Origin of the sequence: Nostoc paludosum FACHB-159, assembly GCF_014698835.1 — a bacterium.
Classification (GTDB): domain Bacteria; phylum Cyanobacteriota; class Cyanobacteriia; order Cyanobacteriales; family Nostocaceae; genus Nostoc; species Nostoc paludosum.
Genome location: NZ_JACJTU010000055.1, coordinates 20,282 through 45,428 on the forward strand (window position 1 = coordinate 20,282; position 25,147 = coordinate 45,428).

Here is a 25,147-nt window from a genome sequence, read left to right on the forward strand (position 1 = left end):
TTAGAGGGAAACAAATAATTAATGCTTCAATCGGAGGCACAAGTAAATTTACTACTTAGCGGAGGCGTAGATTCCGCAGCGTTAATCGCCTTCTACCTTTCACGAGGTTCAACAGTCAGGGGTGTCCACTATAACTACAACCAACCCAGCTTTGAAGGAGAACGCCGTGCAGTCCTAGCATTAGCTCAACATTACAGTATCTCCCTTAAGACAATTGACTTAGGGTTGAAAATTGCTTGCACTCAGGGAGAATACCATTGTCGCAACGCAACCTTACTGCTAGCATCTGCCAGCATTCTTCCTACTAAACAGAGCAGATTTTCTATAGGAATTCATGCCGGAACACCTTATTACGATTGCTCTAAGGAGTTTTTAAAAGATATTCAACGAATTTTTAATGGTTATTTTTCTGGTTCTGTTCAAGTAGAAGCTCCATTTATAGAATTCACCAAAAAAGATATTTTCAAATATTGTAAAAATGCAAAAGTGCCAATAGACATTACGTTTAGTTGCGAACGTCGTGGTGATATTCCCTGTGGAGAATGCCCATCATGTTTAGACAGGAGAGCATTGGATGAGAGTCTCGGAAACCTGTAAAGTTCGTCAGATTTCTATTATTGATGTTTCTACTCCCCTCATTGTTCCATCCTTTTCCAGCCGGGGATTTACTGAATTTAAAGAAATTTACACATCTCTAAAAGACTATATTTCTGATGTCTCACTTCTCAGTGCTTATGATATCTATTATGAAATGCAAGAAATGGATATTTATGCCTCTGATATTATTTTTATAGACAGTGGTGGTTATGAAACTCAAGCAATTAAATTAACTGCTACTTCAGATGATGTCTATGCAAACAGAGACAGTTCATCTATTCGTACTTGGTCTACAGAATTACATCAGTCTGTACTTGACAATTTACAATCTTTATCTCAGTTAGTTCTCATAAGTTATGACAATTGGGATAAACATCAATTAACACTCAGTCAAATAGAAACTGCTAAATCTCTTTTTCAGCGATATCCATATTTTGCATCAAATTTTCTTTACAAACCGGAAACACCTGAATCAGCAGTAATCAACATAGATAACTTACTCAAATATAGTCATCACCTAACTTCATTTTCGGTATTAGGGATCACAGAAAAAGAACTAGGTAATTCTATCCTTGAAAGGTGTCATAATCTTATAAAGATTCGCTCCGCTCTCCAAGAACAAAGTATCGAAATACCAATCCATATTTTAGGATGCCTAGACCCAGTTTTAATGATTTCATACTTCCTTTGTGGAGCAGACATATTTGATGGACTTGCTTGGCTGCGCTACGCTTTTGTTGACGGTCTAACCTTGTACCAATCAACAGCTATCCTTATGCAGGAAGACTGGCATTATTCTGAATCAGAGCTAAATCAACTTTATAGTATTAAAAACCTTCAAAATCTTAGACAGTTATCTCATGCAATGAATAAATTTTGTAATACAAAACTTATCCAAGAATTTTCTGCATGGGAAAAGGTCATGCCACAAGTGCTTAATTTAATAAAAAATGCTGGACTAGAAGTTGAGGAGTAAGAGTTATGGGTAGCAGTGGTGGAAGTTATAGCTGGTCTTCTAGTAGTTCCTCAGAAGACATCAGCCAAATGCTCAAACGTGCAGGTGAAAGCACAGACACTTCCTCTTATAACGCAGAAGTCAACAGTCTACTTCAAGCAGCATTAAAGGAATTTAATGATAGAGATGTAGACGCGACTCAGCAGCATTTAAGTGTTCTTAAGGAAGTGATTGAGTCAGAAATAGAAAATAGCGTTGACTTATTATTTGGTGGTTCAATTCGTAAAAATACATTCATCAACGGTTTGAGTGATGTAGATACGTTAGTACTTCTTAATAACACGTCTTTAGAAAAAAATTCTCCTCAAGAAGTTTTAGACTACTTTGCACAGCGAATTCAACAACGACTTCCTAATACTGATGTTTCTGTAGGTAAATTGGCTGTAACAGTCCGTTATTCAGATGGACAAGAAATCCAAATTTTACCAGCCATAAGAACTGCAAGTGGTTTAAGAATTTCTAATCCAGAAACAGGTAAATGGAGTAATGTAGTACGTCCTGATTCATTTGCTCGTAAGCTAACTGCTGTCAATCAAGAATTCTCTGGAAAAGTTGTACCAACAATCAAACTTTTCAAGGCAGTAGTCAAAGATATTCTACCTAAAAGCCTAAAAATATCTGGCTACCATGCAGAATCACTAGCTATTGAAGCCTTCAAAAACTACCAGGGTAGCAGAACATATAAAGATATGCTGACACATCTTTGCCGCGAGGCAACCAATCTTGTCAAATCACCGATTAAAGATAAAACAGGGCAATCACTACACGTGGATGACTCATTAGGAGAAGCAAATAGTCAGGCAAGAACTCATATATCAGCATATTTGAAAAGATTAACGAATAAAATCGAGGCAAGCGACAAGTTTAAATCTAAAGAAAAATGGCAAGAGTGGTTTGGAGAATAGTTATCAATGTTAATCAAAGGACTACGAATTCACATTACGGGTAGTGCAAATACAAGCATAGACTCAAATATCCTTCGTTATGCCCATGAGTTGGTTGCAGAACTGGTAAAGACACTGTTAATAGAGGGTGCAATGTTTATCACAGGCGTTGGCAAAGAACCTCTCTTAATACCAAATGACTGTAATTCATTGCCAATCATTTTTGATTGGACTACACTGAGCGCCATACATGACTGTTTGCAGCAAGGGCTGATCAGTACCTTCGATTTTTCAGAGCGTTTAGTATATACAACAGGAACAAGTAAGACAGAAAGCCAAATCCCCGATTCCCGACGCAAATTATGGGAATCCCTTCAAGATAAGGATGCAGTTGAAATAAATTTTCTTAAGGTAGGTTTGGCATCAGCAGCCTTACGTCGGGAACGTCAAGCACCACGAGGAGATATCCTCATTATTATTGGTGGAGGGGAGGGGGTCGAACACCTGGCTAGCTTATACATGGAAAATGGTAAACCTGTTATTCCCCTTGACCTTCAGATTGGCTCTAGCTGCAATGATGGGAGTGGAGGAGGTTCACGTTTAGCAATGGAAATGCGTGGAGAACCTAATCGTTTCGTCCATATTTCTGATGTCAGTACTGTTGGCAGTTTGGTCTCTGGTTTAACCACCCGTCAAGGCAAAAGACCTGTTAAAGAAGTAGTACGAGGTATAGTAAAGTTAATCCAAGCTCTAGAATCTGTGACTAAGGAGGAAGATAAACAAGAACACTTACAAAAGGAACTAGAAAAAGAGAGAGAAAAACCCAAATATGAGAAAGAAATTTTCATCTCCTATGCTTGGGGTGGAGACAGTGAAACCTATGTCAATCGCTTAGACGCAGTTTTACAATCCAAAGGTATCAGCATTATTCGAGATAAGCGAGACTTGGCTTACAAAGGACTAATCAAAGCTTTCATGGAAAAGATTGGACGCGGTAAATGTGTAATTGCTGTGATTAGTGATAAGTATTTAAAATCGCCAAACTGTATGTTTGAACTGGTGCAAATTGCTAACAATGGTGAATTTTATAACCGAATTTTCCCGATTGTGTTAGCAGATGCCCAGATTTATAACCCTATTCAAAGAATTAAATATATTAAACATTGGGAAGACCAAATTAAAGAATTAGACGAAGCCATCAAAGGTGTTTCTGCCGCTAATTTACAAGGATTTAGAGAAGAAATTGATTTATATACCAAAATCCGCCACATCATTGCCGAACTTACCAACCTGCTCAAAAACATGAATACGCTAACACCAGACATTCATGAAGAGTCAGATTTCGAGGAATTATCAAAAGCAATTGCACGACGTTTAGATGAGTAAGAAGTTTGTCTCCAACTAGGCAATGTTTGAAAGACATAAATACATAACTACTTTACACCGTGATACATTTTGCGCGTATCTTGCCTTTACCCCAGAATTACTACCTTATAGGGATACTATCTGGTTAAACGATAGTACCAAACTTTCGACATATTGGGCTAGTTACTTGATTAATAATAAACTCTTTATGTAAAGCCATTTCAGCATAAGTTGTCCTGCTACCATCTATTTTAATACTAATAGTTCCTCCACAACAGCTATTACTATTAAACCCTCTGGCAGGAAGTGTATTTAAATGTGTAGGCTTTGAACTAGGAAGACTAGCAGCACATTGTTGAGATAATTGAGTACATAAAATATGAGCATCTGAAATTGAAGAAATAATGCCCTTTACTATTTCTATGCGGGGATTATTAAAACGATTCCTATCAATTGAGAATATTATTAACTTTGGTTGAACAAAAGTACAAATTTGCTGGGCAAATGTTCTAGCATCTGCACTCCCAGGTTTTCCACCATGATGAGGAAAGACAAGTATATCACTACTCAAATTCTTCTGGTCTTGAATCAAATTGTCAAGTCCTACATTATCAATATCTGCTGCTAATATAGCTACTCTATGAGAATCGTGAACTATACCTATAACGGCTGATATTGAATTGGAAGTTAATCGCCGCCCCTGTAAATCAGTTCCTCCAGCACCACTTAAATTTAATTCAGGTGTTGGTGCAAGAACTTCTATATTAACTGAACCAATGTTCAAACTTCCCGTTTTTGCTGTTGTTAATTCTGATGAAACTTTAGTTCCACGTAGGCGTGCGTCTTTTAAAGCATAACGTACATCCTTCCAAATTTCACTTTTCTTAATTGCATCAGGGTTTATATGTACGTTGTGAATTTTGATATATTCATTTGAGAGTAAGTCAATCATACCTGCAATATGATCTGCGTCAGAATGGGAAATAAGGATATGTAAAATTTCTTTAATAGATAGATGTTCAAGAGTTTCTACCAACGTACCTCCAGCTGGACAGTCTATAACCATTACATCATTTGCATCTCTAATTAACGTACAATTTCCATGTCCAACATCTAAAATAATCAGTTCAGGTGAGTCCATCGTCTTCATCTGGTTCAGGTGCTAATTCAAATTTTTCAAAATACAAGTCATCAGATTTTTCTGCTCCTGTGTTTACGTGAGCAAATAAACGGATATTTGGTTTTAATACAACTTTAATATTTTCTGGTATCAGAGAAGCTGGAAAACGAATAGCCTTATGGGGATTCCAAGCTGGAACAAATGCATCTACAACACCTTCACCAGATTCTTCATCGATATCAGTAATCCTAACTATTGTTCTACGAGGTTTTCTAGTACTCGGTATTTTACCAGAAAGCTCTAAAGTACAATCTTCTATTCCCTTAGCAATGCTTGAAGCATCGGCTTCTTCTCGACTCAGTAGTACAGGTATTTTATGTCTCCATTTTCTAATCGAAAAAGACGTATCCATTTCTGTATACTGAGTTATTAACACTGATGGAAATTTCAAATCGTATAGATTTGCAACTAATTCTGCTCCATAAAAGTTAGCAAATCCAGAATTCATCAATCGATGATCGCATACAGCACCTTGAGTATTTTCTCTAATCAAAGATACTAAATCATTGACTTTTAGAAAGTGTCTATTGTCTAATAAAAAGGGTTCATATCCTGCTTCTTCTACTTCCCAAGCTGTTAATTCGGCTAGGTTTTTATCATCATCAATGATAGCTATTCTTCTCTCATTCAAAACTGGTGTCATGAGCATAAAAATTATTCTCTAATAAGTGTTAATTCTACAATAAATTCGGCTCCACCTAATTCCCCCTTTGGAATTGCATCTACCGAGCCTCCCAGATCAGTTACAGAATCTCTCACAATCGTCAATCCTAAACCTGTACCACCTTCCCTAGTGGTTTTACCAGGTAGCCAAATTTCGTCTATTTTGATATTATGAATTCCTAAACTGTTATCTAAAAATTTAATTTTTAAATTACTTTCTTCAATTTCAGTTCTAATAATTACTTTGCGTTCTTCTATGCGTCCGCCTTCAACATTAAAAGCATTTATAGCATTTGTTAAAATATTTGCAATAATTGCTTCTAGCAAAGCATTGCTTCCATAAATACAAGGTTTACCATCAACTGTTTCTTTGATGACTTGAATTTTACCTTCATCAAAAAAAGTTTGAAAAAGTGCAACAATATCATCAATAACACTATGGACATCTACAACACCTGCACGACGTTTTTCTCGTTTCAAAAGATGTAGGGGAAAATTAGAAAAGCGTAGCAATGATTTACTTACTTGATAAAGCTTTGTAACTGGTTCTCCTAAATAGTGTTCATATTTTTCTCCCAGAATTCTTTTACCCATTTTTTCTATTCTGTTAGCTATTTTTTCTATTGAAGTCACTGGTTTGCCAGATTCATGAGCGAAAACTGCTGCGGTTGTTCCGGCTGTAGCCAGACTACGATAAAGCTGAAGGTCTTCACGTAATACCTTGGTTTCACGTTCTGTTACAGTTTCGTATTGCTGAACAGCTTCTAGGACTTTAGGACGAGATTCTTGAGGAACTTCTTCTTCAATAACTTCTTCAATCCTGGCTTTAGCTTGTGTAATATCACGAGGAACTTGTTTCTTAACCCTTTGTCTTTGCGTTTCAGTGACTTTAAGCCTTTCTTTCGCCATCCATTCCAACACATCAATTGCGAAGCGTTTTAACTCTAAAAAAGCTTCATTTTCAATAAAACCAAGCCGATCAGTTTTCTGAAGTAACATATCGTCAGGGTCATTAACAATTACTCTACCAATAACTGTTTTTGTTGAAGGACGAACCTCCGGATTTCTTGCTCGTGCATAATTTAAGTTCAACCAATCATCGTCCGGATCTCCATAGGGTTTTACCCGCAAACCTCGATGGTAGAGACGAACATTTCCTACTTGAGCAAGCCATTCTCTTACTTGTGCGACAGAAATAGAAGTTTTTCTAGCTGAGAAACTTTGAGGATTTAGCAGGAATACCCACAGTTCAAATTTGGTTGGAGGTGTTTTGTAAAGCTCTTGAGAAATATCACTATTTTTTGCCTGAAAAATTACGTTATTTTGCCAGTCCAGCAAATTTGCTTCAGCAATTCCAAGTTCATTTATACTAGCTTGCAAATGATATTCCGCATCATCAAAGTAAGCATTGTTTACTTGCTTTTCAACTTCAGAAAATTCTGGAGCAACAAGTTTCAGGCGAAAACCTGCATTATTGTCAAATGGATCTGCTAGGAGTAAAAGTTCCCTAGCTAGTCTTTGAATATCACGTTTATTAAATATATTTTTAAGATTGCTGACGATAATATCAGTTCCATACCGTTGATTCGTACTACTTTTTTGGACATCAAAAGGAACATCTTCTACTACATCAGCTTCCTGAAAATCATCCCAAGTAATCGTTAGAGAATATTCAATACCTGGTTCATCTTTAGGTCTAGTTTTCAAAAGTACTTGAGAACCCATCTGTAGAGCGGCTAACCTACCTAATCCTTTATTACCTACAGGTAAGCGACCTAATTGAGTAACTTCACGGATAGCCTTTTTCGAGCGCCCTAGCACCAGCCATCCCTCGCTAATGGCATCTTTATCCATTCCTACACCGTTATCTGAAATAATAATCGAGCCACCTATGGCACTAGTTTTGATAAGTTCTACTGTGCATTCAGTAGCATCAGCATCATAAGAGTTCTTAACTAATTCGATGATTCCTTGGTCTGGATTTGGTACGAGTTCTTCTCCCAACCTTTGCAGAATTTTTGGTGAAAACTTAAAATGCATCATTATTTAGCTACAATCTCAATAATTTTTACTTGATTAATTTAATTTGCTGTACCAATAAACTCTAGTCTTATCTAAGGCCAATACTCAGCAAGTATAAAGAGTTGACATAATGCAGTGAGGTATAGAGACTATTTAGCCTTAATTATCTACCTAAATTTTAAATCTTCCGCTTTAGCCTAGCAAACAATACCCTATCTTTGAGCGATCACTAATATTCGCCTGCTTCCTTCTTAACAGAAAAGTCGTTTAAGCTATATCTCCCTACATTGCTCAAAAATCCAAAGCAGAGATAGCGTTTTGCTTCTGCTTTTCAGTTACCCCCAAATAACGCTCCCTAGCTGTCAAAGTCCGATGCCCCAATATCTCCTGAATGTGGCGCAACGGTATCCCGGCATCGCTCATCCTGGTTAATGCAGTCCGACGAAAGCTGTGGGTACTAACCCCCTAAATAAAGAGCCGCACACAGGTATCTCTGAGGATTTTATCAGCACTGACCTTATGAATATGACTTAAAAAACCAATTTCGTCCAAATTTTACAAATCACCCCAATCAAAATTCAGGAAACGTCGAGCATTCAGCTTGGTATATTTTTCAGTGTGTTTGATATCCCGATGCCCTAAGAAGTCTTGAATTTCCCTAGTGCTGTAGCCCTGATTCACCAGATAATAACCGCAAGCATGGCGCATCATGTGACAGTGGACTTTGATATCAAGCCCTGCCTGCACTGCCAGCCGCCCAATCAGCTTCCGCACCGCATCAGTAGACATCACTTCACCACGCTCAGAAACGAAAATATATTTACTATCCGGGAACTGTTCTCTGAGTTCCTTGAGCAGAGTTGTTTCATCATCTCTCAAGGGATGCACCCCAGAATCACTACCTTTCTCCCTGGTGATAAAAATCTGACGTTCACCCCACATAACCGCATCCCAACGCAACCCACACGCCTTACCCACAGCTTCACCCACCCTCAGACCGTGGCGAAACATCATCAGCATGAGTGTGTAGTCACGGTGGGCATAACGAGCTTTGCGATTAAGTGCCGCATCGAGTAGCGATCGCACCTCGCTTGGTGTAAGGTATTCTCTAGACCTGTAATGCTTGTTAGGTTTACGTCCTGGCGGGGTGGTCGTCATTTGTTTGGGATAACTGTCCGCTTTACGCGTCATATTATGGACACTATCAATTGTCCCAAAAGCCGATGAATTCGTGAAGAACTACCCCGAAACTGACCTCTGTTAACTTAAACTTATCTTTTAAGCACCGAAAAATTCTCTACACAGGGCAATTGATAAATATTGCTTATATATATATTGATGAGTGGCTTGTCCAATTGGCTGTACTCGCTTTTATATCTTTGAATGGTAAATCGTTGCTGTTAATGAGTGATATTAATGCTGTACCTAGCAGTCATATACACGAACTTTGTACCAAAGTCAATAACAAAGTTTACATATCACAATATGTATATTTAAGGTTTTGTATATTTTAAGGCAGTAAACACGTATAGAACAGTTCTGATATTATGACATAGCAAAAAAGTAAAACTAAAAAATGTATAATTTAAAGCCATAAGAGGTAAAGATTTTCTGTATAATAAATCGTTAAACTGCGAATTATTAATGGCAAAGCAGCAAAACTCTATCTTTATATCTGCGAGTGCATATGTTAATAAGTAGCAATTTTTAAACTAATGCAAATCTCTATTTTTAATTTAAAAATAAAGATTTGCTTATTAATTATAAAATCTATTTAAAAATTTGTAAAATATGTCAAGCAATCCAGAAGCTAGTATATGTTTATTCTCCAGTGTGGAAGATCAATCCTTTGCAGATGATTTAGAACGTGTATTAAGTAGTTTTGGTATTAGAGTCTGGCGAGCAGAGAGAGACTCCAAGGCGGGTAGGACAATTTTTCATGAACAAGAAAGAAAATTGGAAGATGCAGAATGTATTATTATTTTATGGTCTAATAAATCAGCCCAATCCGATACTTTGAGAGAAATAGCAGGTAAAGCCAGAGACAGACACGCTTTAATACCAGTGCTAATTGAACAAAATGTACTCGAACCCCGCGAATCTTATGGATTACCAACAGAAAATTTATCAGATTGGAATAGAAGAACTAATGATCACTCTGGTATTAGAAGGTTGCGTAAAAAAATAGACGAATTGAAGTCTAATAATCAAATCAAGCCTCAGAATAGTAATTATAATAATTTAATAAAACAACTTAAACCAGAACACTGGATATCCATAATTGGATTGATTATAACTGCTATTTTAGGTATTACTAGCAACGAATGGATAAGATGCTCTTTAGGTGTAGACAAATCTTCCTGTATTAAAAATAAAGGATCTTCCTCTAAACCAACAATAACATCAACACCAAAGCATACGTCAGGAAAAGTTCAACCTGACGTAACATTATCTTCAAATACATCTACTACACCAACACCAACACCAAGGTTTACAACAACACCGATACAACCTGACGTAACATTATCTTCAAATACATCTATTGAACCTATTCAATCATCCTTTTGTTCTCGTAGTTTTAACTTTGTTCAAAGCCAAACAACTCCGTTTTCTGGTCGTTACAATAACGACGGTCAGCCCCTTTATATTTTTGAAATATGGATGACTGAAACAGAGGATGTACGTCAGCAAGTAAACTATGTTCAATATCAACTACATCCAACTTTTGACCAGCCATTTCAAATTAGAAATGATCCAAGTGATGGCTTTAAACTAAGTGGGTATGCATGGGATGGGTTTCGTATACCTATCACTATTAATTGTAAAGATAATACAAGCAGGCAACAATTAATCGATCTTATAATAACTCGTTAAATTATATCTTCTTTTGATACTTTCTTGTACAGACGCATCATTTTAATAAAACTATTAAATTCTCAACAGGATATAAAATAGTCTCATGAAACCCTATTAACTGTAAAAAATTTAGGAATTTACTTGAGTAGGAAGTTGAAGAGAAGATTCGGAAAATGTCTGCAATCCTGCCGAACTGGGGACACTTCGTTTAGAGCGGGTGGTGTCGGGGACGGGCAGAAAGCCTATCGTGAAGTGGCCAATAACTCGGCAGCCCGCCCCCGACACTCCGCTGTCGCCACCCCCTCTACCCCAGTTCTGAACACCTAAAGAATTGATTTTCTAACGATTAATTATCAAAATCAATTGGCTGGCCATTGAAATGTTTGTGAATATTTTCAGGAGTCAACCAACTAGGAATTGTCACCTTTTTATCTATTTCTGCATCCCCATCAGAATTGTTTAAACCGTTAACTATTGCAACTTTTAAAGGTGTCTTACCATCTGCTGTTTTCCGGTCAATTTGAATAGTGCCTCTAGCTCTACCTTTGGCTGTTCCATCACTGCCACCAACAGCAGTATTAGTGAAGAAATGGGCAATACAGACTAATCTTTCTGAAGCTTTTCTAGGGTCGCTCAGAGACGCTTTAACAAACTTTTTGGCAGGTTCTTTGGTGATGTCTGACTCAGAATAGTTAGTGAATTCATCAACTAATAACTGTTGCGGTTGCTTATCAGGTTGGTTATTAATTCTGTCCAGCCATCGCTCACGAGCATCATCAAAAGCTTGTCCTATCTCTGATTCTGTTTTAGCTATCAACTGGGGGCTTAAATATTTCCATGCGTTTCTCAGATTCTCCCCAGCGTGAGCGTCGAGAAGCTGATACAAAGGCATACCAAACAGATATTCTCTGAGCATGACAATCGAAGCTGCTAGGGTTGATTTACCGCTTCCAGCTTCTCCTAACACCCAAATGGGCTTTTGATTATCAATAACTTTCCACAGCCAGCCATCTTCATGATTCTTGAGTGCTTCGATTAAATCACATTGGAGGCGCTGGTCAGTCAAAGGATGATTGTCACCGTTTGCGATCGCGCCCTTGGTCTTCCCCTCAATCTTGCCGCGTTCCTGTTCCGCTTTCGCCTTATCTCTCAGGTTTTCAGCAATGGTCTTATCCATCACAGAATGATTGACAGCACGGGCTTTCATAAAATCCTCTAACTGAATTCGAGCCTTAGCGCGTTCGTTCTCCTCATCAGTCAATCCCAGTGCTTTGCGTTCTTCTGTGTCCAGTCCTGACAGCCCATCTTTTAGGCGCTCAGTATAAAGCTGGGTCGAATGCTGCTTAACTTCTCGTTTGTGCTTATTATGCTGCCAAATTGCATAGTCACCAGTCTTTTCAAGCTCTCCCAATTCATAATCCGTGCGCTTGAGGCGGGAGCAACGCACAAGCAAGCAACCCACAATACCCCATAGCCCTATAACTGCAACCCCATATCCTAGCAACTGATTAGGGTTGTCTGTGGGCAAATCACGCACCCATTGAATCGCATCTCCTTTGTAGGGAATGATACTGCCATACAGCCCGTAGCGTTGCCATTCTTCAGTCAGAACAAAACGCGGTTGATTACAAAAACGCTTATCCAGTTTTATTTGACTTTGTACACCATTAATTGACCTTGGGCAGAACTGAATCTGTGTCAAATCGTAAGGCTGGCGTGTTTGCGATGTTGCTAGCCCGATGATTGCAGCTACACCACATACACCAGCCAGCGTTAACTCGAAAACACCTTGTTTCATGAGCGTCCCCTAAAAATAATTGCAATGGAACCAATGAATAAAGCCAACGCGACTGCAATACTTAACCAAGGGTCTGATTGTGGATTTTGTTTTTCAATGGTTTGGATGTCTTGGTTAATCTGGGTCACTGTTTCTTTAGTTAAATTCTCAAAATATTGATAGTCTTTGACTGCTAACCAAGTTGTGATACCTGCAAACACTAAGCCACCAGCAGTTTTAAAAAGATTTTGCATATTATCTACCTCTAGTCCGTCACTGTTGTAATTAACTCTTAAGCCAGTCAGCCCAGCTAAAGAGCCAACACTGCATATAGAAAACGAGAGCGTAATTGCCAGCCACAAGTTAACGCCACCGCCAGTTATTAATAGATATTTAGCTATAAAGAATCCTGTAGAATTTAGCGACCAGCCAACAAAGAAGCGGGTCAATTTATCAGTTGTATTGATAACATCTTTACGATGCTGCTTGCGTGACTCCAAGTGTTCTATCAAGTCTTTTGGTAACGGGGTATCAGGAGCGATTTCGCTTACTAATTCTTCTTGGTCGGACTCAATATCGTATGTCATGTTAGCACCAAGATATTTACTTGCCCGACAGTAACTTTATGCGGTGGCTGTCGGGCGTGAACTGTCAAAAGCCTATTAGGGCATCTTTGATTTTTTGTACAATTGAGCGCCCTACATATTGCTTTTTCGGCTTGAAATCATCACGAGCGTTATCACCCATTTCTAAGTAATACTTGCCTATTTCTTTATCATGTTGCAGGTCAATTGTTTGCTGTCTAATGTCTGTCTGTAATTCTGTCTGCAACATCTTATATTCACCATCAACTTGCATCATGTGTTTCTCAACCCATGATTTCAGTTTGATGTGATTTGTTGCTTGTTGATGGCGTAGCACTTCTTTATCCTGGGATGAAGCGAAATCCAGCTTCATCTCTTCTAGGATGTTCGCTAAATGAGTGTCAGCTAAAATTGCTGATTGCACTGCTCTTTCAATCTTCTCGCCACTAACACCAGCCTGTTTGTAGATATCGCTTAGGACTATATTTAAGTCCTCAGTCCCTTTGATAGCAGCTAGCATTTGCTCTCTAACCTGTGGGGCGAATTCACTAATCTTTGCCCCGTCATTACCCATTTGTCCTATCAGTTTAAGGGCTGTTTTATCCCCTGTTAATGCTCTTACTACTAAGTTAGTAGATGCATTGAATTTAGTTTTTAACTGGCGCTCTAGGTGTCGTGATTTTGAAGTTACCAGATTTTTTAGCTTCATTGAACTTTTCACAGCGATATTCCTTCTCTGGGGTAAAAATTTGAGTGCAGTGGTACTCCATTCGCCTCACATATTGCTCAATAGCTGACTTACGTTTGAGATATTGCTGATAGCTTAAATGCTCTTTCAGTGGCAGATATACCCAGTAATGTAAGGGTAAAATGAAAGCAGCAAGCGCACATAAACTAACAGCAATTCTTGAGAAGTAATTCATCCTTGTCCAGTAGATTACCAAGCACTCAAGCAGTGTTAATTCATCGCTATTGAGCCGCGTTGAGCCTGGCGAGGATGCCTGAAAGTTGGCTTTTAGTTTGATTACGGCTAGCCTCCAAAGCCGCACTAATGCCAGTTAACCCAAGTGATAGCTTGTCTCTGCTTTGCTCGTGACGATTAACTACTCGTTCTTGTACTCTGGTCAACGTTTGGTCAATCTTTGCGTCAACCTGATTTGCGGAAAAGTCAGCATAAGCCAGTAATGCTGTTTCCACCTGTTCTAGAATTTCATCAAAGGTGTTTGCTGAGGTGTCAACGCTATCGGCTATGTCATTGATTTGTTGTTCTGAGAGGATGACACCCATAACAGCAGCTTTATTCGTGATCATCTCTCCTACATCTTGAGGAGCCACCGCGAGCGCACCTGTTTCAAGTTCAGTCTCGGCTTGAAGTGACTCTATTTCTGTTAGCAATTTTTCTTCAACGGGTTCATCAGCTATGGATAATTGGCTGGTCGCTTTGGCTTTCAGATAGTCAACGGCTTGGCTCAATTGGTCTTTGGTGGGATTGTTCAGGTCATCGCACTCTACAGCCAGAGCTGCCGACGTGTAGTCATCTTTAGTGAATCCTTGATAGCCCTGTTTGTACAAGCGAGCGCGGACGTTATTAGTAAATTTGTCAGGCATGGTGATTGCTCCTCAGAGGGCTAGTGCTAAAACTTCGATGGTTGCAGATTTCATTGGTTGCGATCGCTTATTGATTGCCCATTTGGCAGCGACGAACGCGACAAGCGCTAAATCTTTGCTGTGATAGATGCCATGAGCGCTGTAAGACAAACCAGCTTGACTAAACCAGTAGTAACGAGTGCTTGATGGTACGTCGTCAAGATTGATTTTTAGATAGTTTGCCAGTGCTGTTAGTGCTTCAATACCGCTGTAGCCGCCCTGTGAATCATAAAAATGCTTGAATGCTTGCCAACGTTCCTCAAATCCCTCCCTAGTTGGACTTAGCGCACCGTAACGCCGTTTCAGTCCCGCGAATGTCTCAACTATGGTGTCTGCATCCTTGGATTCCACCCTCAAGTTAAAACGCTGCTTGAGAAAAGACACCACCCGATACCAAGTCTCGTCTGAGATGGTCTTGCCTAGCGCTCGCTCATACGTCTGTCTGAGCTGGCGATACTTAGCTAAATACTTCTTTGTTGCCACATTGCCTCTGTAATCTTGTTTAAGTGTGTATAAAATCAACTGACTGTCCGGGCATTCTCAGGTATTTGACTAGCCCCCAAGATTGATTCAGAGTTATGGATATGCCCCTGTTATTAGAGGCTGTCAATAACCTTAGAAAATAACTTTTTAGAAGCCGATGACGGTTTGCACTCAATGGCTATAACCACGTAATAACAAAGCGCTTACCGATTGAAGACTTACTGAATTATCGATTTTACCCCCGTAAAAGCGCCCCTTTTGGACTAGTTGACGCGCTTGTGCCAAAGCCTTTGGATGCTTTGCGCGGTAGTAGATGTTACCAAAAGTTAGAACAAACTCAACTGCACACTCGTGTTTGTGATCTCTGCTGTGTGCTGTTTATATAAGCTCGGAATTTCGTAGCAGCGTCTTAGCACCTTGTCCCGATTGAGCTTTAAGTCAGCAGTCTTAGACTGACGCGGTAAAGGACGGAAATAATATTGTGTGTGTCTGATACTATCGCTGCTTGTTAAATATCTGTATAGCGTTCCATCGATCCAATAAGTTTTGCTCTGGGTCAACAGCGTGACGCATCCCACAAGCTCTTTATCAATCATTATTCTTGTCTCCAGATGCACACGCGCCTGTAAGACTTGCACCCAGGAAGACCGCTATAGATGCGATGGCGCTTCCTTCAAAAATTTTGGCGTTGTAAATCCATGTGGGCTGATATTGGTCGCCTTTGCTTTCTTCAATCCTGTCAATGCCGTGACAAAAGATAGTACCAACAACCATAAAACCTGTTGTTAGTAAGCTCAGAATTGCTACTTCTGACGCTGCATCGAGTATGAATGAGTTAATCTTTTTACGCCAAGGAATTACACGGCGAATGTGCATTACTGGCTTTTTTTCTAGATACGAATCCCACTCTGGATCAGTAAAATTCAAGGGCTTGGAATCACAATGTTCGTGTTCGTCAAGTAGTTCGCCTACTGCTTGTATTGCATCACCAAGAGTACAATCTGGAGAGTATTCCAGTTGTCTGAATTCCTGTGAATCTCGGATTTCTCTGAGCCAGCGATCTATTGCTTTTAACCTTCTTCTTTGATTTTGATTAAGCATTGTTCTCTCAAGAGGTAGTTCGTTGATTGCTTCTAAATTGCGTAAATTGATATGCATCGTTTAAGCCTCTTTTATTGCTTTGACAAAGCGTTCGCCGTAATTCTTGAGCAAAAGCACAAATAGCTGACTGTGTGTTGAAACGCCTGTTTCCTTGCAAATGTGGTCGGCAAGGGGTATCAAGTCTTGAGGTAATACAATTCGTTTCTGATTCATGGCTTTTCTACTAGCTAATTACTGCCAACTACGGCAGTAGAAAATCAAGAAAATATGACCGTACTCTCGCCGTCTCCATCACGGTGCAGAAGTCTATCACGAACGCAGATATAAGCCGCGACCGCAGATTCAGCTTGAATTTATAAGATGTTTATTGTGTGAACGTTTCAGAGTTTTAAACAACCTCGTCTTGAGGAGTCCGCAGTGTTTTGCGTCTAGCCCTTACTGTTTTTCGTTCTCTTGTGTGCTAATATAGCACAATAAAGCACGAGCATGTCAAGGAGTGGCGTGATAAATTGTGTGATGATGGCACAAAAGAGCTAAAACTCACACATGGAGAAAAAGAGAGTAAATGTTTATTTCAGTGAAGATGACGAGATAGAGCTTTACGCAACAATCGAAGCACTTGCAAAAGAGGAAAAGCGATCAGTCAATCAGCAGATAAAAGTCATGCTGGCTGAGGCAGCAAACGCACGCCGCGAACGCTCACAACAAAATAAGGAGATAATTTGACAGAAGAAAAACAGCCAAACGACGGTATAGAGCGCGTTGAAGGGAAATTTGATCCTTTAGCCGAGACTAGATATTGGCTGCCAGCTGCTTCAGAACAACACTGCAAAAGGATAGGCAGAAAAAGGGGAATACGATTAGTTAAAGTTGTTGATACCAAGATAGAACCTTTACCAATAATTTGTATTTTTGAGGGCTACCCAGATGAGTGAAACAACTACCCAGATACCAGTTAGCGAATTAATCCCAATGCTGATCGCGATCGCCGAGCGCAACTGGGAACGCTTTAAAGAAGTTGAAAAACAATTCGTTACACAGCACGGTATAGAGGCTTGGGAAGATTTTTTTGCTTTCCGCCTTAAGCCAGCTTTAGACAAAGAATCTGACAGATGGCTGTTAGTTCAGTGGTGTAGCAAGGGTTTTACAGTAAAGGATGTAGCGTAAAACTTGCGACTGCTATACATCAGCATCGTCAAGAAAACCTACGGATATCCCCTTCTAGGTGGAACTAAAAGGGGATTCGTACCAGCGAAAGCTGGATTTCATTAATTGTCTTGTCATAACGCGGGTAACTCCGAACTGAAAATGTCCTGGCAGACGTTTCGGAACCGCGATCGCTGACTCTATGTTAACCAGTTCTGCGGTCGCGTTGCAATAAGGAGTTACCCGGATTTGAAAAAATTCGGAGTAATAAAAAGTGAACACTACACAGACAACTGTAAACCTGACTGCTAACAGACTGACAGACAGACATTATAAGGAGTGCGTCACAAAGCGGGGCCTGTGTCCAGAATGGATAGCTGCTAACTGTCGCTCAATGGAAATAAAAGAAGCGAGCGAACGCTTAGGATACCAAGCGCTTTCCTCTGGCATCTGGCTAGAAGGAGTCAACGGTTTTGGGCAGTATCGCCCTAACAAGCCCTGGAAAAGCGTAGACGACAACAAAGCACCCAAGTATCGAACAGCAACACTGGAAGAATATGACGCAATGCTACCGCGTCATCCTCATAATCCGCGCTACTGGCAAGATTTAGAGGCACTCAAAGCACTTTGCTATTACATCAATGGTCATCCTTGCTTACTTATAACTGAGGGCCTATTTAAGGCGATCGCTGGGTGTTCTCACGGATTCCCTACAGTTGGACTTGCTGGTGTTGAACAGGGATTAACATCCGCCAAAAATGACCCACAAGGGAAACGTTACCTAGTCGATACCCTAGAATTGTTAGCCCGTGCTAAGTTTGGATGGATTATTGCATTTGATGCGGACGAATCCGCCAAAGCTAACAAAAATGTGATTGCAGCACAGAGAAAACTGGCTTGTCAATTAGCTAAGTTTAAAGTGCCTGTGTACATTGCCACGGGCTTATGGAGTGCAGCAGAGGGGAAAGGGATGGACGATTACATTCAGTCCAACGGCGGCGACGCTTTCAGAGACAAGGTGTTACGATTAGCTGTTAACTTTGAAACTTGGGAACGTCAGTTCAAAGAAGACGATTCTGATAACAAAACCTTGTCAGAGTCGGTTTTTGCTGCACAAATCGCCGAAGATTACCGCGCAAGACTGGCTTGGCACGTAGCAAACAAAGCTTGGTACTGGTATGAAGCAGAAAATAAACGCGGGGTCTGGGGTGAAATTCCCGTCGAAGAGGCGATGTCAATTGTTTTAACAGAGTTAGAAACGCGGACACGCCATTTTTCCAGCAAGTTTGTCAACGGCGTTTTGACTTTACTCAAGGCCAAGCTCAGGGTTAATCACTGGGAAGTCCGCAAAGGCTTTATTTGTCTTCAGGATTGTGTGCTTGATGTTAATACCCTCAAAGAGTATCCACATGAGCCGGGATACAGAATGCTTAGTCAGCTACCTTTTAAATGGGCTGACCGCAGTGTAGGTTGTGAGCCTGTTAAAGAATGGTTGCTCGAAGCTTGTGAAGGTAAAGCTGACTGGGTGCAAGTAATTCGCGCTGGCATCAATGCGACCGTCACCGAACGCGGCGGAGAGTTACAACGATTCATGGAGCTAGTGGGCGCTGGCGGCACTGGCAAAGGTACTCTATTGCGGCTGGTACAAGCGCTACTTGGCAGGGAAAACTACGCAATTACAGAACTGAAGCAGTTGGAGCAAAACCGTTTTGAAACTGCGGCTCTCTACGGCAAGAAAGCTGTGTTTATCACTGACTCTGAGCGCTACACAGGTGATGTTAGCACTCTCAAGAAATTGACGGGCGATGATGAGCTGCGACACGAGAAAAAAGGAATCCAGCAAACAGGCAGCTTTAGATTTAGTGGGGTGGTCTGGATTGCCGCTAACGAAATCATTCAAAGCAGTGATTACACTAACGCGCTGGCCCGCCGTCGTCTGTCAATGCCTTTTGAGCGGGTGGTTCCTCAAAATGAGCGCCGCCCTTTAGAAAAGGAATTTCAACCATACTTGCCTGGCGTATTGCAATGGGTTTTAGAGATGCCTGCTAATGATGTCGCCGCTTATGTAGGTGACACTAACAAACTAGTACCTTCACTCGCCTCATTTAGCACAGAGGTATTGTTAAGCACTAATCCTCTGGCGGATTGGGCTAATGACTGTCTTTACTATGACCCCAACGCACAAACGCAAATCGGTGATAACGGTCAAAGTGCTGAATTGTTCCTCTATCCTAACTACTGCGAATGGGCGCAGCGTAATTCTCACGGCATCATGACCAAGCAACGATTCTCAGCAATTTTGCTCAATCTGCTGAAGTCTCAACTCAATATTAATGCCGCAAAAGTCAGAAACAAGAAAGGACGTTTTATCACTAAAATTGCTATTCGGCAGCCAGGACATGACTTTCGACTCTTAATCTCGGAAAAAGATGCTGACTTAGATGCTGACCTTAATAAAAATGGTGCTAACTCTGTGCTGACCCAGATGCTAACTGAAAGTATTGATAGTGCTGATTTTCAGAGCGGTGCTGACATGAGTGCTGATAGTAACGCAGTTGACGCCACCAACCAACACTACTTGAATACTACTAGCAGTCAAAATCAGCAGGATAACTCAGCACAGTCAGCACAGCCAGCACCAGTAACGGTTCCAGTCAGCACCACCGACAGCACCACACAAAAACAAGTCAGCACCAAACAACGAATTATTGAGGCTTGGGATAACAAGTCAACCTTGGGCGAAATTGTTCTAAGCCTTGATAGTGCTGAATTACAGCAAATAGCTAAAGGTTTCAGTCCTGAACAACTGCAACATATTAAGGACGCAGCTAATAGCGTGTGGCGATTAGGTGCAGATTCATTAGCTGATTACAACGGTGAACTAGTCTACGTTTGGGAGTGCGGACAATCAAACGATGTTCGCATCGGTACTAAGACTCAGCCAGGGGTGAAGGTTAGACGCGCTCATCTGCGTCCTTGGTTGGACATTTGATTAAAAATCGACTCTCGAAGCATGAGTGAGAACCAATGAACCGCATCGCTGTTGCGCGATCGAAGTTTTTAATAACTTTGAGCCACCGATTACACGTATTGGCTCAAAGGTGTAACGCGATCGCTAACCTTCGATGTTTTTCTTTAGTGCCACCATCGTGCCACATTCTGGATAGCACTATTAACTTCTGCTATTACAGCCTGATCACCTAATGCAAAGATAACTGGAACTAGTTTTTGTATATCTTTCAGTAAATTCTGACGAGTACGAAGAGATAACTCATGAAGTGCCTGTTTCCAAACAGAAAAAAGTTGAGTAGTTGGCATCTTTAATAAAGTGACCGTTAAGGTTCCTAGTACCTGGGCACGATACTCCAGTTCCTCAATCTGTGTGGCGGCAGCCAGTGCTTCTGGTAATAATTCCTGTGGCAGTTTGTCAGCTAAAGCTCCAAGTACAGCAGCACGATACTTCTCATCCTGAATCTGTTTGGCAGCAGCCAGTGCTTCTGGTAATAATTCCTGTGGCAGTTTGTCAGCTAAAGCTCCAAGTACAGCAGCACGATACTTCTCATCCTGAATCTGTTTGGCAGCAGCCAGTGCTTCTGGTAATAATTCCTGTGGCAGTTTGTCAGCTAAAGCTCCAAGTACAGCAGCACGATACTTCTCATCCTGAATCTGTTTGGCAGCAGCCAGTGCTTCTGGTAATAATTCCTGTGGCAGTTTGTCAGCTAAAGCTCCAAGTGCAGCAGCACGATACTTCTCATCCTGAATCTGTTTGGCAGCAGCCAGTGCTTCTGGTAATAATTCCTGTGGCAGTTTGTCAGCTAAAGCTCCAAGTGCAGCGGCGCGATACTTCTCATCCTGAATCTGTTTGGCAGCAGCCAGTGCTTCTGGTAATAATTCCTGTGGCAGTTTGTCAGCTAAAGCTCCAAGTGCAGCGGCGCGATACTTCTCATCCTGAATCTGTTTGACAGCAGCCAGTGCTTTTGCTAATAATTTCGGTGGTAGTTTGTCGGCTAAAGCTCCAAGTGCAGCGGCGCGATACTTCTCATCCTGAATCTTTCTGGCAGCAGCCAGTGCTTCTGGTAATACAGATGGCAGTTTGGCAGCTAAAGCTTCTAATGCAGAGGCACGATATTCCTTATTCCGAATCTGTTTGGCGGCAGCCAGTACTTGTTTTAATAATTTCTCTGGCAGTTTGTCAGCTAAAGTTCTCAAAGCATCAAGGCGATACTCCTCATTCCGAATCTGTGTGACAACAGCCAGTACTTCTGATAATAATTCCGGTGGCAGTTTTACGGCTAAGGCTCCTAGTACAGAGGCACGATACCTCGAATCCTGAATCTGTTTGACGGCAGCCAGTGCTTCTGATAATAATTCCGGTGGCAGTTTTACGACTAAGGCTCCTAGCGCCTGATCGCGATTGTAATAATTTTGAATTTGTTTGGCAGCAGCTAGTGCTTCTAACAATAATTTCGGTGACAGTTTTACGGCTAAGGCTCCTAACACAGAGGCGTGATACTTCCTGTTCCGAATTTTTCTGGCGGCAGCCAATGCTTGTGGTAATAATTCCTCTGGTAGTTTGTCAGCTATAGCTCCAAGTGCGGTGGCGCGATAATACTCATTCTGAATCTGTGTGACGGCAGCCAGTAATTCTGATAATAATTTCGGCGGCAGTTTTACAGCTATAGCTCCAAGTGCAGTGGTGAGATAATACTCATTCTGAATCTGTTTAACAGCAGCTAATGCTTCTGATAATAATTCCTCTGGTATTTTGTCGGCTAAGGCTTCTTGGGTAGTGACGTGATACTCCTCATTCCGAAACTGTGTGGCGACAGCCAGCGCTTGTTTTAATAATTCCTCTGGCAGTTTGTCAGCTAAGGCTTCTAGGGTAGCGGCGCGATACTCCTCATCCGGAATTTTTCTGACAGCAACCAGTGCTTCTGATAATAATTCCTGTGGTAGTTTGTCAGCTAAAGCTCCAAGTCCAAAGGCTCCAAGTGCAGAAGCACGATATTTCGCATCCCGAATCTTTTCGATGGCAGCCAGTGCTTCTAATAATAATTCCTGTGGCAGTTTGTCAGCTAAAGCTCCAAGCGCAGCAGCACGATACTCCTCATTCTGAATCTGTGTAGCGACAGCGAGTGCTTCTGATAATAATTCCTGTGGCAGTTTGTCAGCTAAAGCTCCAAGCGCAGCAGCACGATACTCCTCATTCCAAATCTGTTTGACAGCAGCCAGTGCTTCTGGTAATACAGATGGTAGTTTGTTAGCTAAAGCTCCAAGCGCAGCAGCACGATACTCCTCATTCCGAATCTGTTTGGCGGCAGCCAGTGCTTCTGGTAATACAGATGGCAGTTTGTTGGCTAAGGCTCCAAGCGCAGCAGCACGATACTCCTCATCCTGAATCTGTTTGGCAACAGCTAGTGCTTCTGGTAATAATTCCTGTGGCAGTTTGTCAACTAAAGCTCCAAGCGCAGAGGCGCGATACTTCTCATCCTGAATCTGTTTGGCAGCAGCCAGTGCTTCTGGTAATAATTCCTGTGGCAGTTTGGCAGCTAAAGCTCCAAGTGCAGCGGCGCGATACTTCTCATTCCGAATCTGTGTGGCGGTAGCCAGTGCTTCTGATAATAATTCCTGTGGTAGTTTATCGGCTAAAGCTCCAAGTGCAGCGGCGCGATACCTATCATCGCTAATGGAGCAAGCCGTCTTCAGGGCTTCTTGCAATGCCCGCTTTTTTAAAGATAGTTCTAGATGTTCAGCTAAATTTATAAGTGAGTTCGCTTTCTTCTGTCGGTCTGGAATCTGCAAAGCATAGGCCAAACCCTGCTCTGGCATCCATACTCTTTTTTTGACCAATGCAATCAGTAAATTTTCTGGTATGCTCGCAGCTAAACTGTTTAAGGAAGCTGTAACCAAAGCATAGCGACACTGTAAACCAACAACTGTGAATAATGTTGCTTCAGTCCAAGACGCTTCTGCTAATTGCCAAGCACGAGCAACATCAGTTACAAAGTTGGCAGTTTGTCCCAAGTGATCGCAAGCCTCATACCAACCATTACCTTTTTTTTCCGAATCTTCCCGCAATAAGGAGTGAATCTCTTCTATCTGTTCAGCCTTTTCCAAGTGCCAGACTAGACGCTGATGGATATAACCGTCATTTGGGAGGGTATGCCAAAGATTTTTAGAGGTTTTATTTTGGTACTTCTCCAAGAATTGGGTATGAGCTTGAGGCAGAGTTATACCTAATCCTGGTAGATTACCTTTGCGCTTCGGGCAAGGTGGAGCAGTTAGCAAATTACGTGCAAGGTCATGAAATAAGTCATGTAAACGGTAGGTTGGTGTTCCCGAAGCCAAAGGGACACCAGACAATAACAGTGCTTTCGAGTGCAAGTAGCGCAACTCATCCTCTGCATCCCGCTCATTATCCATATCCCAGAGCGTTGCAGCCATTGTCTGAGTAATGTTTACATCCTCCGGTAATATTCCCAGCCAAATGAAATTTTCTCGCCTTTCATCTGGCAATCGCTGTACGCTCAAATTCAATGATGCAGTCAAGCTGAGGCGTTTTAAGCTCACTTCATCAGTAATATCTCTCGCTCCTGGTCTGTCAAATGTTTTTAACCGAGCAATTTCTCTTTGAATATCTTGTAACAGGACTGCCCAAGATACACCACTTTCAACTTGAGTTGCTGCCAATTCCAATGCTAGAGGAAGATACCCAAGTTCTTTGGCTAAATCGGACGCTAACTGACGTTCTGCTTCTATGATCTCGCGTCCTAACTTCTTAGTTAGCAGTTTTATAGCCTGGGATGGTGTCATGACATCCAGGCGATAAGTGCTGGCTCCTAATACATCAGCGATCGCAGCGTCACGGGTTGTTACCAAAACTTGACAACGCGCTCCACCAACATTAAATGCTTGTGCATCCTTTGTATCCCAAGCATCGTCTACTACTACCAGCACAGCTTTATCATACAGCAGTGTACGCAGTTGATTGGAAGCACCTTCTACGCTAGTAGCTTTAAAGTTGTTGTCCCCTAATACCTGTACCCAATCACTAAGCAAGGATAGAAGATTAGGCTGCTGACCTAATGTTGCCCAGAGAATCCCATCACAAAAATGAGCTTGCACCTCTTGATCGCGTGCTAAAGCCGTTGCGAGGGTAGATTTACCAACCGAACCCAAACCGTGAATAGCTGTTACTACCAAAGTACGGACATCACTCGACTCTGTAAGCAGACGAGTTTTTAAGTCTTGGCTGTATTCGGGACGATCTACATAGTAAGTTGGTAATGGTGGTGCTTGGAACGGACGTAACTGTTTTTGCCCTTCAATATTCTGAGTTCCGATAAAAGCATGTCCACCTGGGGCAACATAAACACCAATTTTCTCAGCAAACTTCCCAGAGTCGTCAGACATTTATACAGTTACCTGTCACGAAGTTTAAAAGGACTGATTGCCGACATTTCCTGTTCCACCTGGCATAACCACCTGACCAATTTTTTCTGCCAATTTTTGCAAATTAGGCATGGTTTGAATTTCATGAAATTTGGAATTGGGTTCTGCTTTCGCTGCTGCTACTAATTCCTGCACAGCAAGATTTAGTTCAAGATGAGCTTTTGCTGCTGATTCTACCTCTAATACAGCTTGACCATAATCAAGTGGTTGAAAGGGCGCTTTCTCAATCGCAACTACAGTATGGGGAGAGTATTTTTTCAGAGTTATGTGTAACGACCTGCAATACTAATCGCTCAAACCTGCAATCAAGACATTTACAAACCAGGATTATTTGCAACTATAATTACGCTTCAGCCAGGATTAATTGCAACTGAA

The 25,147-nt window shown here is 41.2% G+C and carries 22 protein-coding genes and 1 pseudogene; 9 read left to right on the top strand and 14 right to left on the bottom strand.

The window, feature by feature from the left end; genetic code table 11:
* The first annotated feature begins 21 nt into the window (after window positions 1-21).
* Genes H6H03_RS32635 through H6H03_RS40750 form a run of 4 tightly spaced genes read left to right on the top strand, consistent with a single transcriptional unit; the run spans window position 22 to window position 3,882 of the window.
* Window positions 22-597 (top strand): 7-cyano-7-deazaguanine synthase, encoded by a 576-nt coding sequence (locus H6H03_RS32635; protein WP_190959179.1) that lies wholly within the window; start codon window positions 22-24, stop codon window positions 595-597.
* A complete protein-coding gene (locus H6H03_RS32640; protein ID WP_190959180.1) occupies window positions 575-1,573 on the top strand; it encodes a hypothetical protein in 999 nt (332 codons plus the stop codon). The genes H6H03_RS32635 and H6H03_RS32640 overlap by 23 nt, the downstream gene beginning before the upstream one ends.
* A gap of 5 nt (window positions 1,574-1,578) precedes the next feature.
* On the top strand, window positions 1,579-2,517 hold the full coding sequence (locus H6H03_RS32645) for a CBASS oligonucleotide cyclase (protein WP_190959181.1): 939 nt from the start codon (window positions 1,579-1,581) through the stop codon (window positions 2,515-2,517).
* Window positions 2,518-2,523: 6 nt separating this feature from the next.
* Window positions 2,524-3,882 (top strand): TIR domain-containing protein, encoded by a 1,359-nt coding sequence (locus H6H03_RS40750; protein WP_242058100.1) that lies wholly within the window; start codon window positions 2,524-2,526, stop codon window positions 3,880-3,882.
* 124 nt (window positions 3,883-4,006) lie between these two features.
* On the opposite strand, the gene H6H03_RS32655 is transcribed toward H6H03_RS40750, so the two are convergent.
* The 5 genes and pseudogenes from H6H03_RS32655 to H6H03_RS32675 all read right to left on the bottom strand — a co-directional run bounded on the left by H6H03_RS32655 (window position 4,007) and on the right by H6H03_RS32675 (window position 8,884).
* Window positions 4,007-5,002: a ComEC/Rec2 family competence protein gene (locus tag H6H03_RS32655; protein ID WP_190959182.1), complete on the bottom strand. Its 996-nt coding sequence runs from the start codon at window positions 5,000-5,002 to the stop codon at window positions 4,007-4,009.
* Window positions 4,989-5,690 (bottom strand): hypothetical protein, encoded by a 702-nt coding sequence (locus tag H6H03_RS32660; RefSeq protein ID WP_199339170.1) that lies wholly within the window; start codon window positions 5,688-5,690, stop codon window positions 4,989-4,991. Before H6H03_RS32660 ends, H6H03_RS32655 begins: the two co-directional genes overlap by 14 nt.
* A gap of 5 nt (window positions 5,691-5,695) precedes the next feature.
* Window positions 5,696-7,708, bottom strand: coding sequence for an ATP-binding protein (locus H6H03_RS32665; protein WP_199339171.1), 2,013 nt, complete (start codon window positions 7,706-7,708; stop codon window positions 5,696-5,698).
* 309 nt (window positions 7,709-8,017) lie between these two features.
* Window positions 8,018-8,173: pseudogene (locus H6H03_RS40755) on the bottom strand (tyrosine-type recombinase/integrase); the annotation flags it as partial.
* A 108-nt stretch (window positions 8,174-8,281) separates the two neighbouring features.
* Window positions 8,282-8,884, bottom strand: coding sequence for a tyrosine-type recombinase/integrase (locus H6H03_RS32675; RefSeq protein WP_190959183.1), 603 nt, complete (start codon window positions 8,882-8,884; stop codon window positions 8,282-8,284).
* Window positions 8,885-9,517: 633 nt separating this feature from the next.
* Between H6H03_RS32675 and H6H03_RS32680 the strand changes: the two genes are divergently transcribed.
* Window positions 9,518-10,600 carry a pYEATS domain-containing protein gene (locus H6H03_RS32680; protein ID WP_190959184.1) on the top strand — a complete coding sequence of 361 codons (1,083 nt, stop codon included), beginning with the start codon at window positions 9,518-9,520 and terminating at the stop codon, window positions 10,598-10,600.
* A 328-nt stretch (window positions 10,601-10,928) separates the two neighbouring features.
* On the opposite strand, the gene H6H03_RS32685 is transcribed toward H6H03_RS32680, so the two are convergent.
* From H6H03_RS32685 to H6H03_RS32715, 7 genes are all read right to left on the bottom strand, one after another.
* Window positions 10,929-12,380: a hypothetical protein gene (locus H6H03_RS32685; RefSeq protein ID WP_190959185.1), complete on the bottom strand. Its 1,452-nt coding sequence runs from the start codon at window positions 12,378-12,380 to the stop codon at window positions 10,929-10,931.
* A complete protein-coding gene (locus H6H03_RS32690; protein WP_190959186.1) occupies window positions 12,377-12,946 on the bottom strand; it encodes a hypothetical protein in 570 nt (189 codons plus the stop codon). Before H6H03_RS32690 ends, H6H03_RS32685 begins: the two co-directional genes overlap by 4 nt.
* Before the next feature lie 64 nt (window positions 12,947-13,010).
* Window positions 13,011-13,652 (bottom strand): hypothetical protein, encoded by a 642-nt coding sequence (locus H6H03_RS32695; protein ID WP_190959187.1) that lies wholly within the window; start codon window positions 13,650-13,652, stop codon window positions 13,011-13,013.
* Window positions 13,653-13,912: 260 nt separating this feature from the next.
* On the bottom strand, window positions 13,913-14,551 hold the full coding sequence (locus H6H03_RS32700; RefSeq protein ID WP_190959188.1) for a hypothetical protein: 639 nt from the start codon (window positions 14,549-14,551) through the stop codon (window positions 13,913-13,915).
* Window positions 14,552-14,563: 12 nt separating this feature from the next.
* On the bottom strand, window positions 14,564-15,073 hold the full coding sequence (locus H6H03_RS32705; protein ID WP_190959189.1) for a hypothetical protein: 510 nt from the start codon (window positions 15,071-15,073) through the stop codon (window positions 14,564-14,566).
* A gap of 588 nt (window positions 15,074-15,661) precedes the next feature.
* Window positions 15,662-16,231 carry a hypothetical protein gene (locus H6H03_RS32710; protein ID WP_190959190.1) on the bottom strand — a complete coding sequence of 190 codons (570 nt, stop codon included), beginning with the start codon at window positions 16,229-16,231 and terminating at the stop codon, window positions 15,662-15,664.
* 3 nt (window positions 16,232-16,234) lie between these two features.
* Window positions 16,235-16,387: a hypothetical protein gene (locus tag H6H03_RS32715; protein ID WP_190959191.1), complete on the bottom strand. Its 153-nt coding sequence runs from the start codon at window positions 16,385-16,387 to the stop codon at window positions 16,235-16,237.
* A gap of 333 nt (window positions 16,388-16,720) precedes the next feature.
* On the opposite strand from H6H03_RS32715, the gene H6H03_RS32720 reads away from it, so the two are divergent.
* The 4 genes from H6H03_RS32720 (at window position 16,721) to H6H03_RS32735 (ending at window position 20,312) form a co-directional block, all read left to right on the top strand.
* Window positions 16,721-16,900: a hypothetical protein gene (locus tag H6H03_RS32720; RefSeq protein WP_190959192.1), complete on the top strand. Its 180-nt coding sequence runs from the start codon at window positions 16,721-16,723 to the stop codon at window positions 16,898-16,900.
* Window positions 16,897-17,109: a hypothetical protein gene (locus H6H03_RS32725; RefSeq protein WP_190959193.1), complete on the top strand. Its 213-nt coding sequence runs from the start codon at window positions 16,897-16,899 to the stop codon at window positions 17,107-17,109. Before H6H03_RS32720 ends, H6H03_RS32725 begins: the two co-directional genes overlap by 4 nt.
* The gene (locus H6H03_RS32730) at window positions 17,102-17,341 is read left to right on the top strand and encodes a hypothetical protein (protein ID WP_190959194.1); all 240 of its coding nucleotides are present in this window, start codon (window positions 17,102-17,104) and stop codon (window positions 17,339-17,341) included. Before H6H03_RS32725 ends, H6H03_RS32730 begins: the two co-directional genes overlap by 8 nt.
* Window positions 17,342-17,594: 253 nt before the next feature.
* Complete coding sequence (locus H6H03_RS32735; protein ID WP_313931983.1) at window positions 17,595-20,312, top strand: DUF3854 domain-containing protein; 2,718 nt, start codon at window positions 17,595-17,597, stop codon at window positions 20,310-20,312.
* Between the two features lie 143 nt (window positions 20,313-20,455).
* Here H6H03_RS32735 and H6H03_RS32740 read toward each other — a convergent pair whose 3' ends face one another.
* Together H6H03_RS32740 and H6H03_RS41875 are read right to left on the bottom strand one after the other, a co-directional pair.
* Window positions 20,456-24,733, bottom strand: coding sequence for an NB-ARC domain-containing protein (locus H6H03_RS32740; protein WP_190959195.1), 4,278 nt, complete (start codon window positions 24,731-24,733; stop codon window positions 20,456-20,458).
* 24 nt (window positions 24,734-24,757) lie between these two features.
* Complete coding sequence (locus H6H03_RS41875; RefSeq protein WP_190959196.1) at window positions 24,758-24,907, bottom strand: hypothetical protein; 150 nt, start codon at window positions 24,905-24,907, stop codon at window positions 24,758-24,760.
* Window positions 24,908-25,147: the final 240 nt, after the last annotated feature.

Coding starts and splice junctions, on each gene's coding strand:
- H6H03_RS32635 (WP_190959179.1), top strand. CDS start 22: ATGCTTCAATCGGAGGCACAAGTAAATTTACTACTTAGCGGAGGCGTA.
- H6H03_RS32640 (WP_190959180.1), top strand. CDS start 575: ATGAGAGTCTCGGAAACCTGTAAAGTTCGTCAGATTTCTATTATTGAT.
- H6H03_RS32645 (WP_190959181.1), top strand. CDS start 1,579: ATGGGTAGCAGTGGTGGAAGTTATAGCTGGTCTTCTAGTAGTTCCTCA.
- H6H03_RS40750 (WP_242058100.1), top strand. CDS start 2,524: ATGTTAATCAAAGGACTACGAATTCACATTACGGGTAGTGCAAATACA.
- H6H03_RS32655 (WP_190959182.1), bottom strand. CDS start 5,002: ATGGACTCACCTGAACTGATTATTTTAGATGTTGGACATGGAAATTGT.
- H6H03_RS32660 (WP_199339170.1), bottom strand. CDS start 5,690: ATGCTCATGACACCAGTTTTGAATGAGAGAAGAATAGCTATCATTGAT.
- H6H03_RS32675 (WP_190959183.1), bottom strand. CDS start 8,884: ATGACGACCACCCCGCCAGGACGTAAACCTAACAAGCATTACAGGTCT.
- H6H03_RS32680 (WP_190959184.1), top strand. CDS start 9,518: ATGTCAAGCAATCCAGAAGCTAGTATATGTTTATTCTCCAGTGTGGAA.
- H6H03_RS32685 (WP_190959185.1), bottom strand. CDS start 12,380: ATGAAACAAGGTGTTTTCGAGTTAACGCTGGCTGGTGTATGTGGTGTA.
- H6H03_RS32690 (WP_190959186.1), bottom strand. CDS start 12,946: ATGACATACGATATTGAGTCCGACCAAGAAGAATTAGTAAGCGAAATC.
- H6H03_RS32695 (WP_190959187.1), bottom strand. CDS start 13,652: ATGAAGCTAAAAAATCTGGTAACTTCAAAATCACGACACCTAGAGCGC.
- H6H03_RS32700 (WP_190959188.1), bottom strand. CDS start 14,551: ATGCCTGACAAATTTACTAATAACGTCCGCGCTCGCTTGTACAAACAG.
- H6H03_RS32710 (WP_190959190.1), bottom strand. CDS start 16,231: ATGCATATCAATTTACGCAATTTAGAAGCAATCAACGAACTACCTCTT.
- H6H03_RS32715 (WP_190959191.1), bottom strand. CDS start 16,387: ATGAATCAGAAACGAATTGTATTACCTCAAGACTTGATACCCCTTGCC.
- H6H03_RS32720 (WP_190959192.1), top strand. CDS start 16,721: ATGGAGAAAAAGAGAGTAAATGTTTATTTCAGTGAAGATGACGAGATA.
- H6H03_RS32730 (WP_190959194.1), top strand. CDS start 17,102: ATGAGTGAAACAACTACCCAGATACCAGTTAGCGAATTAATCCCAATG.
- H6H03_RS32740 (WP_190959195.1), bottom strand. CDS start 24,733: ATGTCTGACGACTCTGGGAAGTTTGCTGAGAAAATTGGTGTTTATGTT.